At 33.2% G+C, this 15,194-nt stretch carries 12 protein-coding genes; 5 read left to right on the top strand and 7 right to left on the bottom strand.

The features are described 5' to 3' along the window. Window positions 1-65 precede the first annotated feature (65 nt). Window positions 66-1,109 (bottom strand): endonuclease/exonuclease/phosphatase family protein, encoded by a 1,044-nt coding sequence (locus tag GQR94_RS06505; RefSeq protein ID WP_158974721.1) that lies wholly within the window; start codon window positions 1,107-1,109, stop codon window positions 66-68. A gap of 118 nt (window positions 1,110-1,227) precedes the next feature. Between GQR94_RS06505 and GQR94_RS06500 the strand changes: the two genes are divergently transcribed. Both GQR94_RS06500 and GQR94_RS06495 read left to right on the top strand, forming a co-directional pair. Continuing rightward, window positions 1,228-3,957, top strand: coding sequence for a TonB-dependent receptor (locus tag GQR94_RS06500; protein ID WP_158974720.1), 2,730 nt, complete (start codon window positions 1,228-1,230; stop codon window positions 3,955-3,957). Window positions 3,958-3,964: 7 nt separating this feature from the next. Continuing rightward, window positions 3,965-5,335: a DUF5689 domain-containing protein gene (locus GQR94_RS06495; protein WP_158974719.1), complete on the top strand. Its 1,371-nt coding sequence runs from the start codon at window positions 3,965-3,967 to the stop codon at window positions 5,333-5,335. Here GQR94_RS06495 and GQR94_RS06490 read toward each other — a convergent pair. The 4 genes from GQR94_RS06490 to GQR94_RS06475 form a co-directional block, all read right to left on the bottom strand. After that, window positions 5,316-5,735, bottom strand: a complete 420-nt coding sequence (locus GQR94_RS06490) for a response regulator (protein WP_158974718.1) — start codon at window positions 5,733-5,735, stop codon at window positions 5,316-5,318. The genes GQR94_RS06495 and GQR94_RS06490 overlap by 20 nt on opposite strands. 2 nt (window positions 5,736-5,737) lie before the next feature. Next, window positions 5,738-7,576 carry a PAS domain-containing sensor histidine kinase gene (locus GQR94_RS06485; protein WP_158974717.1) on the bottom strand — a complete coding sequence of 613 codons (1,839 nt, stop codon included), beginning with the start codon at window positions 7,574-7,576 and terminating at the stop codon, window positions 5,738-5,740. A gap of 91 nt (window positions 7,577-7,667) precedes the next feature. After that, window positions 7,668-8,075 (bottom strand): response regulator, encoded by a 408-nt coding sequence (locus GQR94_RS06480; protein ID WP_158974716.1) that lies wholly within the window; start codon window positions 8,073-8,075, stop codon window positions 7,668-7,670. Between the two features lie 4 nt (window positions 8,076-8,079). Beyond that, a complete protein-coding gene (locus GQR94_RS06475; protein WP_158974715.1) occupies window positions 8,080-10,263 on the bottom strand; it encodes a HAMP domain-containing sensor histidine kinase in 2,184 nt (727 codons plus the stop codon). 342 nt (window positions 10,264-10,605) lie between these two features. Here GQR94_RS06475 and GQR94_RS06470 point away from each other — a divergent pair, with 342 nt between their 5' ends. Next, window positions 10,606-11,076 carry an ankyrin repeat domain-containing protein gene (locus GQR94_RS06470; RefSeq protein WP_158974714.1) on the top strand — a complete coding sequence of 157 codons (471 nt, stop codon included), beginning with the start codon at window positions 10,606-10,608 and terminating at the stop codon, window positions 11,074-11,076. A 9-nt stretch (window positions 11,077-11,085) separates the two neighbouring features. Further along, a complete protein-coding gene (locus GQR94_RS06465; RefSeq protein WP_158974713.1) occupies window positions 11,086-11,859 on the top strand; it encodes a nitrilase family protein in 774 nt (257 codons plus the stop codon). Here GQR94_RS06465 and GQR94_RS06460 read toward each other — a convergent pair. After that, window positions 11,843-13,456: an Ig-like domain-containing protein gene (locus tag GQR94_RS06460; protein WP_158974712.1), complete on the bottom strand. Its 1,614-nt coding sequence runs from the start codon at window positions 13,454-13,456 to the stop codon at window positions 11,843-11,845. The two genes, GQR94_RS06465 and GQR94_RS06460, sit on opposite strands and share 17 nt — an antisense overlap. A 92-nt stretch (window positions 13,457-13,548) precedes the next feature. Continuing rightward, window positions 13,549-14,169, bottom strand: coding sequence for a ComF family protein (locus GQR94_RS06455; protein WP_370458274.1), 621 nt, complete (start codon window positions 14,167-14,169; stop codon window positions 13,549-13,551). A 128-nt stretch (window positions 14,170-14,297) separates the two neighbouring features. Here GQR94_RS06455 and GQR94_RS06450 point away from each other — a divergent pair, with 128 nt between their 5' ends. Continuing rightward, the gene (locus GQR94_RS06450) at window positions 14,298-15,194 is read left to right on the top strand and encodes a hypothetical protein (RefSeq protein WP_158974710.1); all 897 of its coding nucleotides are present in this window, start codon (window positions 14,298-14,300) and stop codon (window positions 15,192-15,194) included.

The raw sequence follows: 15,194 nt of genomic DNA, 5'->3' as shown, positions 1-15,194 counted from the left end.
ACGGAGTAAAATCCCAATAAAGAAAGCTTTGAGGATAACCTTAAAGCTTTCTTTATTTCCCGAACTCATTGATTAAGGGCGGGTTTAATCAAATACATGTATACGGGAAAATGATCACTATACCCGCCTACATAATTACCACCGGCATAGGTGCGTAATGGGTATCCTTTATATCTTCCTGATGGATCTAATAAATAAGTAGGTGTGAATACTCCTGCTTTCCAAAATGAAAAATGTCCTTTTTTGTCTGAAATTAAATTACTGGTAAAAAAGAACTGATCGAATAAATTCCATTTATCTCTGTAGGCCAATGAGCCTATTCCTTTTTTTAGCAACTTTTCCATGGGATTGTAAAGGTCCTTTTCTTCTAGCTTGTTTATGTCTCCTTTGGCTTTAAGTATTTTTTTTAAACTATCGCTTGTTGGGTCGTCATTTAAATCGCCCATACTTATAATTTTAGCATTCGCATCATTCCTTGTAATAGAGTCTATGATGCGTTTATTTAGTTTTGCAGCTTCTATCCTGTTTGGTTTACTTCTAGCCTCTCCACCGCTTCTAGAAGGCCAGTGGTTAATAATAAAATAGATTTGTTCATTGTCTAATAAGCCCCCAACCACTAATTGGTCTCTTGTATAGTCTCTAAAACCTTCATTATTTTGTAATAACAAGCGTTGGCTTTTAAATGACGTAGGGATAAATGCATTTTTCTTATAGAGTAGTGCTACATCAATTCCTCTTTCGTCGGGGGAATCAAAATGTATAATCCCATAGTTTTTGTCTTGTAAATTTTTATGATATACTAAATCTTCTACTACCTGTTGGTTTTCTACTTCGCACAAACCTATAATGTCTGGCGAGTTTTTGGAAACGCTGCGACCTATTTCTGATAATACTTTAGAAACATTTGTTAGTTTTTTTTGGTAGCGATCCATCGTCCAGTGATCTTTACCTTCAGGTGTTCTATCATCGTCATAGGTAAGACTGTCATTCTTCAGGTCGAATAAATTCTCTACATTGTAAAATGCGATAGTTCGTATTTTATAGCTCTTTTTCTGAGCGTGTAGATTGAAGTATATAAGCAGTAAAAATACAAAAAGTAGTTTATTCATTTCTTGACTTAGTATTTAAAACAGGTATTCGTTAATCGAATTTAGTTTAATTATTTTGTAATATTAACAATAATATTCTTATATTACTCCGTAAATACCTGTAATTGTATCTATTAACATGCGAAAAATTTATTTATTTATTTTAATTTTCGCAGTATATAACTTGTGCTCTTCACAAGGCAATAGTACGGTAACCGCTCAGGTTTTAGACAAGCATCAGAAGAACGCTCTGGTTGGTATTCGTATTATAGTCGAAAAAACTAGTACTTATTCCTTTACGGATAAAGATGGTATTTTCTCAATAATACTTCCTGATTCGAGTGATTATATTCTAAGTTTTCAATCTTCAGATTATATTGTAAAAAGGGTGCCCATTAGTGTTGGCGTACAAAATATCGATTTAGGAATTTTATATTTAGAGAAGGATATAAGGACAGAATTAACAGATAATTTAATAACGCTAACAGAGGCAGAGATTCATGATGATGAACAAAGTGCAAGTTCTGTGGGATTGTTGCAGGCAACCAAGGATATTTTTCTGCAACGCGCAGCATTTGATTTTGGCCAAGCATTTTTTAGAGTTAGAGGCTATGATTCACAAAACGGAAAAGTATTGCTGAATGGAATAACCATGAATAAATTTTATGATGGCAGACCACAATGGAACAACTGGGGTGGTTTAAATGATGTAACTAGAAATCAGCAATTTAGCAATGGGCTGTCAGCATCCGCATATAATTTTGGAGGTACTTTAGGTACCACAAATATTTCAACAAGACCATCAACATTTCGTCCAGGAATTAGGATATCATCTTCCGCATCCAATAGAACTTATGGGGCAAGGATTATGGCTACATATACTTCTAAAGTTTCAGAAAAAGGACTCAGTTATAGTGTTTCTGGTTCTAGAAGATGGTCTAAAGAGGGATATGTTGAAGGTACACTTTATGATGCTTATTCTTTCTTTGGAGCTGTGGAATACCAGATCAATTCAAAGAATAGCTTATTGTTTACTGGCATAATGGCGTCTAATAGAAGAGGAAGGTCTTCTGCTGTTACGGAAGAAGTTTTTAATCTTATTGGGAGTAGGTATAACCCCTATTGGGGCAAACAGGAGGGTGAAATTAGAAATTCTAGAGAACGTAAAATAGCAGAACCAATTCTAATGTTTAATCATAATTTTGAGACCAGTCATTTTAAATTAAACACAGGAGTAAGCTATCAGTGGGGAATTAATTCTAGATCTAGATTAGGATATTATAATGCGCCAAATCCGGATCCTACATATTATAGATATCTGCCAAGTTATTATATCAATAGTACCATTGGTGCAAACTTTTTAAGTGCAAATACTGCGAAAGAAGGATTTCTTATAAATCCACAACTTAATTGGGATCAGCTCTATAAAGCGAATGAGAATGATAAAGCTGCGTATGTTTTGTATGATGATGTGGTAAAAGATACACAGTTGTCGGTAAATTCAATAGCAAATATTACATATGGTGAGCAATTTAAAATGGATATCGGGTTTGGTTATAAATCCTTGTCTTCTATGAATTACGCGGAGATTAATGATTTGTTAGGGGCTAATTATCATGAGGATGTAGATGTTTTTTCAAATACGCAAAACAATAGCAATGGCTCGCTGCAAAAATATGAAAATGATATTTTTAATTACCATTATAAAATGGAAGCGGAACAATTAGAAACTTTTGCACAGCTTAATTATGAGGAGAATGGGTGGAAGGGATTTATAGCTGCTCATTGGGAGTCTATAAAATATGGTAGAAATGGGCTGTTCAAAAATCAACGTTATGAAAACGATTCTTTTGGAAAAAGTGCTGACGTTCATTTTTCAAATTTTAGTTTTAAAGGTGGCGTTTCCTATAAGATTAACGGTCGTAACTGGATAGAATCCAATGCTATGCTGCAACATAAGCCACCAGTGTTGCAGAATGTTTTTATTAATCCTAGAGAAAACAATCAAATTGTTCCAGAATTAAATTCAGAAAAGATTACCAGTATTGATGGATCCTATTTTTTCCGATATCCAAAATTAACAGGTCGGGTTAGTGGCTTTTATACAAGATTTCAAGATGCAACGGATGTAAATTTCTTTTTTGTGGATGCAGGGGTAGGATCAGATTTTGTCCAAGAAGTTTTAACTAATGTAGATAAGCTACAATTGGGCACAGAGCTTGGACTAGAGTATCAAATTTCTTCTTCCGTACAACTAACAGCGGTTGCTGCAATAGGTAAATATGTTTTTGCAAATAACCCTAATGTTACTATAAATTTTGATACCGCAGATGCAGAGGAAGAACTTATAAATTTGGAAGGGAGTAAAGATTTAGGCTTAGCGAACATTAAAGATTACAAATTAGCGCAAGGTCCACAAAAAGCATTTGCTCTTGGAATAAATTATCGCGATCCTAAATATTGGTGGATCGGGGCAACGGCAAATTATTTAGCGAATAACTATTCCAATATATCTACGATTACTAGAACAAAGAGTTTTTATATAGACCCAGAAACGGGAATAAACTTCCCGGACGCCACCGATGAAAATGTTGCAGCGTTACTAAAGCAAAAACCATTAGATAATTTTTATTTACTCAATTTGGTGGGTGGTAAATCGTGGTTAAAAAGTGGAAAGTATATTAGTGTTTTTGCTAGTGTAAATAATGTTTTTGATACTGCTTTTAGATCAGGGGGGTATGAACAAAGTAGGAATGGAAATTATGGGCAGCTGAAACAAGATGCTTTGAGTGGCACTCCGTCTTTTGCACCAAAATATTGGTATGGTTACGGAAGGACCTATTTTTTAAATTTTGCAATAAGTTTTTAATTATACTATGGCAAATACATCAATTTTATTTAAGTATATATTCTGGATAATTTTATTTATAATGCTGCCTTCATCATGCGTAAAAAATAGAGATTTTGATGAAATTCAATCCACTAGTGATAAAGAACTGGTAGCAAATAGTACGTTTCTCGAAGTTTTTAGCTTGTATAAAGAGGGAACGGTACAAATACAAGACGATTTAGTCATTGAAGGGTATGTGATTTCATCAGATGAAGCCGGTAATTTCTTTGGGACCCTTTATTTTCAAGATAAATCTTTGAATCCTACCCTAGGGTTACAGGTAGAACTAGATGTTCGAGATAGTCATTTGTTTTACCCTGTAGGGAGTAAAATTTTAATTAAATTAAAAGGATTGTATCTAGGGAAAAGTAAGGATGTTTATAAAATAGGAGGTGTATTTACTTCTTTTGGGAACGCTTCCGTGGGGAGATTGCCAGCATCAATCGTGAATCAACATATATTTCCTTCCTGTGAGGATACTGTGGAAATTGAGCCTACTGTAATCTCTTTAGAAGATGATCTGACAAATTATCGAAATACATTAGTGCGTATAGCTCAAATTGAGTTTTCTAATTCAGAATTAGGTCAAACATATGCTGTAAAAGAAGAGGAGACAGATAAGATTTTAATAGATTGCTTAGATCATGAAATTAGATTGCGAAATAGTGGGTATTCAGATTTTCAACATGTAATGTTACCTGAAGGAAGCGGAGCAATTACCGGATTGCTTCTTCATGAAAATGAAGACTATTTTTTAGTGATTAGAGATGAAAAAGATGTAACATTAAGCAATGAGCGCTGTGAGGATTTTATTGATGAATTTAGCTCAAATAGTGTTTTTATTAGTGAAATAGCCGATCCAGATAATAATTCAGGAGCTCGTTTTATTGAACTATACAATTCAGGACCGGCTATAAGTTTAAAAAATTGGCAGCTACTTAGGCATACCAATGAAAATACAACTGTTGGTGCTGCGGTAGACTTGACCGGGACTATTTTAGAATCTCGAGCTACTTTGGTTATTTCTCCGAATGAAGAAGAATTTACTTTAGTGTATGGTTTTGCTCCAGATATAGTTGTAAACACGGGTAGTGCAGCAGATTCTAATGGTGATGATACTCTGGTTTTGGTAGATCCTTTTGGTGCTGTTATTGATGTTTTTGGAATTATAGGGGAAGATGGTTCTGGCACCCAACATGAATTTGAAGATGGTAAAGCCTTACGTAATCAAGAAATAACCAGGGGGAATCCGGTATTCGTATTTTTGGAATGGGATGTGTATAATGATACAGGTGATTCTGGGACAATTAACATGCCCCAAAATGCCCCAGAGGATTTTACTCCTGGGATTCGTTAACCAAACACTCTTTTATTTTATTAAGATCTGCAGGTGTAATAGGTTTTACAACATAATCATGAACAACCGAGTAATTTTTAATCATATCTATTTCTAAGGGGTTGATAGAAGAACTCATGACTACTATTTTAATTTTTTCCTTATTATTAATTGGTGCTGCTTGAAAACTATCAAGAAATTCCCAGCCATTCATAACGGGCATACTAATGTCCAGAAAAATTACGGTAGGCAGTAGATCATTTTTCTGATCACAGTCTAGTAACGCTTCAATAGCTCCCTTTCCATGTTCAAACGCAACTATGGAAGCACCAAATTGTTCTTCTTTCATTAATTTTTTTGAAATGAAGGTAAAAATAGGGTCATCATCTACAAAGTAGATTTTTTTTAAAAAAGAAATCATACTTAAATTGTTTTAAAATTAATGGTGAATTTGGTCCCAATATTTACTTCGCTTGTTACAGAGATAGTACCGCCCATAGCTTCTATTTGGTTTTTAATAATATATAAGCCTACTCCTCTTGCATCTTTATTTCTGTGAAAAGTTTTATTCATTCCAAAAATGGTTTTTCCAAACTTAGCCATATCAATTCCTTTTCCATTATCTTCAAAAGTCAATTGTAGTTGTTTGTCAAGTAATAGTGTGCAAATTTTAATGATTGGAGTCCTATTTGGAGCACAGTATTTTAAACTATTGGTGAATAAATTAAGTAGAATGCTATCTAAATAAGCAGGGACTACAGGAACAAAATAATCGGGATTAACATCTAGAACGCACATTCCTTTTTTATCTTGAAATAAAGTGCTAATATTATTTTGTACGGTTGTTATTGCTTTTAGAATATTGACTTGGACTAATTTTGTATGAATATTAGTATCGCTTGATTGTACAACCTCGTTAAGGTTATACACGGTACTATTTAAGCTATTTGTAGCGCTTTTTAACATCTCTAAAATCTGTTTGCGCTCTTCAGGATCTTTCTCATCTTCAATAAGTGAAGTCAAAACAGAAAGGTTCGTAGAATGTGAACGCAAATCATGAGAAACCATATGGGCAAAATTAGTAAGGCTATTATTTTGCTGGCCTGTAATTTCTGCAAATTTTTTCAGTTTTATCTCGGCATTTTTCTCTTTAGTTATGTCTTGACAAATACCTAAAGCTCTAAATTTATTATTTTTTGGACCTGTTAATATGGTGACACTTGCCTTAATATTGCGAATGTTATTGTCAGGCAAAAGCACTCGGTATTCAACAACTCTTGAGCCATTGCCATTATAATAAGAAACTACTTCTTTATGTACGCGTTTGACATCCTCGGGGTGTACTGATTTTTTCCAATTTCGGTAAAGACTTCCAGTATAATTTTCTTTATCTATATTGTGGAGCTGATAATTAATATCGTCCCACAAAGTGTGTCCATTATTTAAATTATATTCCCAAGTACCTACATTAGATGCTGAAATGGCACTTTTTAATTTTTCTGCGGATTCTATATAATCTTGTTGTGATCGTTTGTAACAATCAATATCTTGACAAATACCATAAATGCGCACGCACTTGCCGTCTATAAATTCTGCATGACCTTTAGTTCTTATCCAGACTTCTTTACCTGTTCCCGTGATCATGATGACCTCTTCATCCCATGGTGTTCCGTGTTCAATTGCCTCGTGAGTAGCTTTAAGAATTAGATCTCGGTAAATGCCTTCTTTAAAATGCACAAAGCATTCGTCAAAAGTTTGCGGAACATAATCTAAAGGCATTTCATGAATGATATTTACCATTTTGGTCCATTGCGCCTTATAGGTGAGTAGATTGAGTTGCCAGCCTCCTGTTCTTGCTACTTCCTGAGCTTCTTTAATTAATTCATCAATATTCTTGGTATCTGTAATATCCTCTAAAACTACCACAAGCCCGCCTACAGTCCCATCTTCTTTAGTCCATGGGTTTATTTTCCATTTAAGCCAAATGTTTGAACCGTTTTCTAAGAGGTACTTTTTACCTTCATTTTCACAAGGGTTATCTAATAAACACTGCTCTAAAACTTCTTTGAAGGCTTTGGGAAAATCAGGGAGTACGTCAAAAAAATAGGCATCTATAATTTTGTCATTATTTATGTTGTGTTCTTTTAAAAACAGATTAGAAAATGACAAAAAATTACAGTTTTTATCTAAATTCGCTACAGAAATTGGGGCATCTTTTATTAAAGATTCGTTGACTTTAATCTGTGAAAAAAAAGATCCCATAAGGAGTACTTAATGATTGGTTATTAAATTTAAGAAAAGAAATCAATAAAAAATTGAAAGTCCAAGATATTATAACAAGAAAACAGCTGTTTTATTGTGATATTTCGTGGATTACTTTTTCTAAATCATTGGTGGTAATGGGCTTTACAAAGAAATTGTTTACGGTGGTATAGCTTTTTGCTTTTAATAAATCTCTAGGATCAACAGAAGAACTTATGATGTATATTCTTACATTTTGTCTGTTGTATTCTGGTATTTTTATAAAATCTTCTAAAAAATCCCAACCATCCATGATAGGCATATTTAAATCGAGGAAGATCACTGGTGGCAGACTTTTTTTTGCTTCCAATAATTCTTTCAAACCATGTATGGCTTCAAATCCATTTTGGTATACGGTAATTTCTTTACAAAAATTAGTTTCTCGAAATGTTTTTCGTAAACCAAAAACAGAAATAGGATCGTCATCTATCACACAGGCATTTTCTACATATTCTATCATTGAGTTAAGCTTTTTCAAATGTTAATATAAAAGTTGTTCCTTTGTTTACGGTACTATGTACATCTATAGATCCGTTCATGGCTTCAACTTGATTTTTTGTTATAAAGAGCCCTATTCCTTTGGCATCTTTGTGTTTATGGAAGGTTTTATACATTCCAAATAATTTTTCTCCATGTCTTTTTAGATCTATTCCTTGACCGTTATCAGAGAAATGTAGGATGACTTGATCTTTACTAAATTTGTGATCTATGTGTATTTCTAAATTTCTATCTTCCGAAGAATATTTTACACTATTGGTAAATAGGTTTAGTAATATACTGTCTAAATAGGCAGGTACTGCTTTAATGATAACGTCATTTGCTACAAGAATCTTACAACTGGCATTTTTTTCTTTAAGAAGTGCCATTATATTTTTTTCAACACGTTTAATGGAGTCAAACAGATTAACCTTACTTAGGTTCTCTTGGGTATTGGTGGTAATGTGTACCACCTCATTAAGGTGATGTACGGTTTCACTTAGGCTTTCAGAAGCATCACTCAACATTCTTTCTAAATGTACTTTTTCATTAGGATCAGACTCTTCTTTTAAAAAGTTAGTCAACATGGATAAATTTGTAGAATGTGAGCGTAAATTATGGGAAACGATATGTGCAAAATTTAACAGACTATCATTTTGATGCTTTGTTATCTCTAATAGTGCTTTTGTTTTATTATCTGATGCAATCATTGCTGTAACATCACTTACTTGCGCTATAAAATGGGATAGATTGCCGTTTACCTTATGAACTGTTGTTACGGTGAGTAATGCATTTACAATACTGCCGTCTTTATGGAAAAAACGTTTTTCTATGGTGTAATTTGTCAGTTGGCCTTCATGCATTTTTTTTAAGAAATGTGAATCTTTCGTCCAATCATGAGGATGGGTAATTTCAATGATTTTTTTCTGAATCATTTCTTCTCTAGTGTACCCAACACTATTGCATAAACTCGTGTTTACATCAATCCAATTACCTTCTAAGCCTATGAGCGCCATTCCTACGGAAGAGTTTTCAAATGCCTGTTGCATAGATTCCTCACTTTTTGTAAGTTGTAATTGCGTGTGAATTAGTTCTGTGATGTCCCAGTTTGCGCCAACCAGTTTTTTAACCTCTCCTAAGGTATCCAATTCTGCATAAGCTATAGATTTGATATTTCTAATTTTCCCATTAGGCAAAACGATTCTAAAATCTATTTCTAAATCTTTTTTCAACTCAAAAGCCTCTTCCACCTTTTGAGAGCATAATTCTTTGTCTTCAGGGTGTAAACTTTGGTCCCAAAAACTTTTGTGTCCATCAAAATCGGCTTTTTGTATTTTGTAGAGATCAAACATCTCATCACTCCAAAAAAGATTTCTGTTTGTATAGTTGTATTCCCAGATTCCAATTTTAGCAGTTTTGGTGGCTATCTTTAGTCGTTCTGTTAAACGCGTATAAGCTGTGTCTTTAAGTTTTTGTTCATGAATATCTTGAAATATGCCATAGACTCTAATGCATTTGCCATTAACAATTTCAGTTTCTCCCTTTGTTCTGACCCATTTTTCAGTATTATTTGCGGTAGTAATGATCAATTCGGTATCCCATGACTCACCATCGGTTATGGCATTACTAACTAAAGAGGTAATCAAATCACGGTAATGTCCCTGTTTGTAAAAAAGGATCGCTTTTTCTAATGTGGGTACGTAGTCACTAGAAACCTCGTGAATCACTTTTGTAGTTTCAGTCCACAAAATTCTATTCGTAATTAGGTCTAATTCCCAGGCACCTATGAGTGCTACTTTTTTAGCATTCCTTAGGAGTTGGTTTTCTCGCTTCTCATCAGTTATATCATCAGCAATAATAATTACTCCAGAAAACTTATGTTCATCGTTAAAAGAAGGGGCTAGTTTCCAGCGATGCCATAAATTTAAATTATTTTTAAGCTCTAAGTTAATGGCAGTTTGATTGTGATTGCTAACCATTTTAAAGGCTTCTGTTTTTACTGCTTCAGGTATGGATAGAACATCTAAAAAAGAAATAGGACTAGAGTTAATAGTACAAGGAAACTCCTTCAGCCATTTATTGGAATGATTTTTTATTTTAAAGTTTAAATCAATTACTGTTATAGCAATAGGTAAATCTTGGAGATAATTTAGGGAGGATAATATACTCAAAATTTTGCGTGATTATGGGTTATAAGCTCATGAAGCTCAATAAATTAAGGAAAAAAGAGTGATAATTGACAATATAATGTACAAATTATTATTTAAATCGATTTATTAATTTAAAGAACACTGCTCTTGGTCTATCAGAATTATTAGTGCTAACATGATTATACTTACGTGTTTACGTGTAAAAATAGATGTAAAAGTACATATACTTGTAAGATTTAACTTCATTTAATTGCAAATATTCACATTTCCCTTATTATTTTTGGGTACAATCAGGTGGTTTGTAGATGGGTTTTGTGAAAATAGGCCACTTATTTTATACCTTTAAATACCAAATTTGATCTTATGAATGAATTTTTTTTTAATGAAATAAGAAGCGGTAATTTTACAGAAGTAAATGCTATGCTTGAACAGAATCCAGTTTTATTGCATAGTAAAGATCAGCGCGGCTCTTCTCCATTAATATTAGCAACGTATTATGATCATTTAGAGATTGTAACGCTTTTGCTTAATAGTGGAGCAAAAATAGACATGAAAGATGCATCTGGGAATACGGCCTTGATGGGGGTGTGTTTTAAAGGGTATGAAGATATTGCTAAAATGCTAATTGATAGAGGAGCTAATATTAATGAACAAAATTCTATGGGTGCTACGGCATTAATCTATTCTGCGACTTTTAATAGGACAGAAATTGCTAAATTACTATTAGAAAAAGGAGCAGATAAGACTATAAAAGATGTACGGGGTAAAGATGCCCTTGAGCATGCAAAAATGCAAGGAGTTCAATCTCTTATTGCAATTTTAGAAAATGATTAAAGCCCTAAGATGTCTAATAATTTAAATATAGCCATAGTACAAACTGAATTGGTTTGGGAGCAACCAGAAAAAAACAGGAATCATATTTCTAAGCTTATAGAGGCTCTAGAGCCAAATGTAGATTTGGTATTGCTGCCTGAGATGTTTACGACGGGGTTTACCATGCATCCAGAAAATATTGATGCTACGGAAGGAACAAAAACTTTAGATTGGATGCGTAATTTGGCCATTGAGAAACAAATTGCTATATCAGGAAGTATTGTTTTCAATGAAAATGGTATTTATTACAATCGGCTTTTTTTTGTAGAACCAGACAACGTATCTGTCTATGACAAACGGCATACTTTTACGCTTGCAGGAGAAAGTGAGGTCTATACGGCTGGGACAACAAAAATGGTAATTGATTTTAAGGGGTTTAAAATCTGCCCATTAATTTGTTATGATTTACGCTTTCCTGTTTGGTCTAGGAATGTAGAAAGTTATGATGTATTAATCTATGTTGCCAATTGGCCTAAGCCAAGGATAAAAGCTTGGGATGTACTTTTAAAAGCCCGTGCTATTGAAAATATGGCGTATTGCGTGGGTGTAAATAGAATTGGTATAGATCAATTGGGGCATGAATATCCAGGGCATTCTGCGGTATACAATGCCTTAGGAGAAGAACTATTGTTTACTAAAAACCCAGAAATTGGTTATGTAACCTTACATAAAGACCATATTCATACAACCAGAGAAAAGCTCAAATTTTTAGCTGATCAGGATACATTTAGTCTAGAAGAATAAAATCAAATTTTTCTTCCCAGTTTGCACGCATTTCTATAAGTTTTGGAGAATGACTCACACGTTCTGGTTGTATTTTCTTTAAATAATTACCAGTATCCCATTTTCCATTACCATTACTATCTGAAATAACACGAACCAAATATTTACCAGGGCTTATGTTGTTAAATTTAATATCATCCGGTTCCGTAACATACAGTTCTCGCTTGATACTTCCTTTTTCATCTGTTAATTGAACAATCGCAGGGTAGGTAACATTTCCACTTAAGGTTAATACAAAATTACCATAATCTGTATATTTATTTGTTTTCAAATTAAAGACGATAGTATCGTTCTTGTTTGCAAAAAAATCTTCAATAAGTCCGGGGTAGATGGCAAGTCTATATGCTTCTTCAGGTTCTTTTTCAAAATTTATTTCAAGACTATTTTTTACACTATCTAAGGAAGCAGTGTATTTAACGGCGATGGAGTCTTTATTAATGAAGGTGATTTTTGTCGTATCAATTTTAGTAATAGGGGTGTTTGCTTCAAGAGCAAAATTATCTTCAAAACCTATAGTACCACTAAAATTAGGTTTAATCACTAAAGAATCTAAGGCTAGTTTTCTTTTTTTAACGACAAACGTATCTATTACTTTTTGTTTTTCATTGGTTACGGTAAATTGTAATGAATCCATTTCAAAAGGCGTAAACCAATAATTTAAGGTATCCTTATCTCGCAGTTTTGTCACAACTGTTTTTACCGTATCAGGCAATTGTGTTAAAGTATTTATTTTGATGTCTTTATAATTTCCTTGGTACCCAAAAATAATTTTATTTTTTGCTTCAAATTTGGGAACACTAATGCTATAATTAGGTTCTTCTTTAAATAAGGTTAGCAAGTAAATTTCTTCTGTTGGTAGTACTACTGTATCCTTTATAAATGCTATTTGATCTACTTTTTGATCAAATACATTATTCTTTCCTTTGTCCTTAAGGCCAAATAACGCGTAAGTACCTTTTTTAAGATTTTTGAGCTCAAATAATACCGTACTATCTAAAGTATTGGTAATGTAATTGGGGGGTCTTTTGTATACCGTAGAATCTGTGTAGGTGCTATCCATTTCATACAGCATTATGCTTACAAAAGAAGCGGCTTCTTTATCAAAGGCATCTTCCACAACCCCTTTTAGGTTTAAAGAATCTATATAGGTTCCTGTAGAGAAAACATAGGTATAAAAACTATTGGGATTTCCTTCATTATTATCAACGATGCTTTGTCCAAAATTTAAGGTATAGGTTGTATTTTCTTTTAAGGTATCTTTTAGTTGTATTTCTACATATTTACTAGCAGATCCTGCTGGCGTTATAACAGGAGTGTTTTTTAAAGGAGGAGAAACAATTAATTGGTTCTGAACATCATTTAGCTTTATATATTCATCAAAATAAAGGCGAATTTTATTCCCCTTAAAATTCACCGTCATGTTTGCGGGCTCAGCACTTGTTAATTTAGGCGGAATAATATCCTTAATACCGCCAGATGGAGTTCCTCTTCTTGCGCATTGATAAAAAGAAATTGATGCTAATAGTAAAAACAAGCAAGCAAGTAATCGTCTGATCATAATAAAAGTCAAATTCTGAATAACAAAGAAACAACTAATTTACTAAAACTACATTTTGATACGCTAGTAAAAACTAAAACAAAATGTTAAGGTTATAAGACTATAGCCATGGTTAGTATGTAGATAGAAATGCCTTCTTCAGCATCAAAAGCTTTTACACAAGACTCTAAAGTAGCACCCGTAGTGACTACATCATCTACAAGAAGTATGTTTTTATTTGCAATTGTATGTTTAGGGTTTAGTTGAAATAAATCTTGATTGCTTTGCCATCTAAAAAAACGATCTTTTTTGGTTTGCGTTTTTGTGTTTTTAGTTTTTATCAGCACATCTTCAAGATAGGTACTATTTAAATGGGTTGCAATTTTCTGAGCAAATAAGCTAACCTGATTGTATCCGCGTTTTTTAAGCTTTTTTTTATGTAAAGGCACCGGAATGACAAGGTCAATCTTAGGGATATTTCCTTTTTCGCGAAGAATACTTCCGCACCAATCTCCCAGAAAATCACCAATATGTTCTTGATTTTTGTATTTTAAGTGATGAATAAGGTTTTTGACAATCCCATTATCAGTAAAAAAAAGGAAGGAGTTAGATTTTTTTACAGAAACTCTTCCGTAAAAAATACTATCAAATGGGTTTTCTACGTTATAGGTGTATTCGGTAAGCGGCAATTGGTTTCGACAAACGGTACATATTAATCGTTCACCTTTACTCAAGTGTGCATTACATCCAAAACACCCCCTAGGTACTAGGATGCTGTTGATATCATTTAGTATCTTTGAAAACCTTATACGCATATATTTGATTGACTAAAACCGAATTACATAAACCTACTTAACCTTACATGAATTATCAAGATACTAAATTCAATTACAAAATACTGCTTTCGGCATTAATTGCTGTCGTGATAGGTGTTCTAATTGCATTTTACTATAGCTATGCCCAATCTCAAAATAAAATAGATTATTTAGAGGATGAAAAGGCTATTTTGGTTAAAGATTTAACCATGATGAAAGCAGAGGTTAATAGACTTTCTACCTCTAATGAGGTCAATGAAATTGAAATGGAACACGCTCAGTATCGTATTGATCAATTGCTTGATTCTGTTGGGGTTTTAAATTTCGACATTGAAAAACTTCGTGAATACCGTAAGGAACTTCGTCAGATGGAGTTGATGCATGATACGCTTAGGCTTAAAAATAATTCGTTGCGGTATAATAATTCTATCTTGGTAAAGAAGTATAATGAGACGAAATCTAAAATGGAAATTTTAGAAAGTAAAACAGGAAAATTAGAAGAAGCAGAAGCTACATTAATAAAACAAAATAAAATTATTAGCGAGAAGCTAAAAATTAAAAGTTACCTGCGTTTACAAGGCCCTGAAGGTATAGGGTATAGAATTCGTGGTGGTGATCCAATTATTACCAATAAAGCATCAACCATTTCTAGACTTAGGGCTTGTGTTGCGGTTGCTGCAGATATAGATGTAGTAAAGGAAGAAAAAGTAATTTATTTACAATTTTTAGATCCACAGAAAAAAGTAATTTCGCATAATGCTTCTACAGTGAATGTAAATGGAAATACCTATAGTAAAAGGGTCGATTTTATTTTTGAAGGAAAAAAAGAAGATATTTGTGATGCTATAATAGTGCCAGAAGGATCGCTAGGACAAGGTACTTATACCTTAAATATTTTCGAAAATGAAAAATTGCTTACTTCTACTGAATTTCAGTTGAAATAA

The organism is Cellulophaga sp. L1A9, assembly GCF_009797025.1.
Taxonomy (GTDB): Bacteria; Bacteroidota; Bacteroidia; order Flavobacteriales; family Flavobacteriaceae; genus Cellulophaga.
The sequence above is the reverse complement of the archived record's forward strand: the minus strand, read 5'-3'. Positions and strand labels throughout refer to the sequence as shown.

Excerpts from the sequence above, each read along its gene's own strand:
- GQR94_RS06505 (WP_158974721.1), bottom strand. The coding sequence starts at position 1,109 with ATGAATAAACTACTTTTTGTATTTTTACTGCTTATATACTTCAATCTA.
- GQR94_RS06500 (WP_158974720.1), top strand. The coding sequence starts at position 1,228 with ATGCGAAAAATTTATTTATTTATTTTAATTTTCGCAGTATATAACTTG.
- GQR94_RS06495 (WP_158974719.1), top strand. The coding sequence starts at position 3,965 with ATGGCAAATACATCAATTTTATTTAAGTATATATTCTGGATAATTTTA.
- GQR94_RS06490 (WP_158974718.1), bottom strand. The coding sequence starts at position 5,735 with ATGATTTCTTTTTTAAAAAAAATCTACTTTGTAGATGATGACCCTATT.
- GQR94_RS06485 (WP_158974717.1), bottom strand. The coding sequence starts at position 7,576 with ATGGGATCTTTTTTTTCACAGATTAAAGTCAACGAATCTTTAATAAAA.
- GQR94_RS06480 (WP_158974716.1), bottom strand. The coding sequence starts at position 8,075 with ATGATAGAATATGTAGAAAATGCCTGTGTGATAGATGACGATCCTATT.
- GQR94_RS06470 (WP_158974714.1), top strand. The coding sequence starts at position 10,606 with ATGAATGAATTTTTTTTTAATGAAATAAGAAGCGGTAATTTTACAGAA.
- GQR94_RS06465 (WP_158974713.1), top strand. The coding sequence starts at position 11,086 with ATGTCTAATAATTTAAATATAGCCATAGTACAAACTGAATTGGTTTGG.
- GQR94_RS06460 (WP_158974712.1), bottom strand. The coding sequence starts at position 13,456 with ATGATCAGACGATTACTTGCTTGCTTGTTTTTACTATTAGCATCAATT.
- GQR94_RS06450 (WP_158974710.1), top strand. The coding sequence starts at position 14,298 with ATGAATTATCAAGATACTAAATTCAATTACAAAATACTGCTTTCGGCA.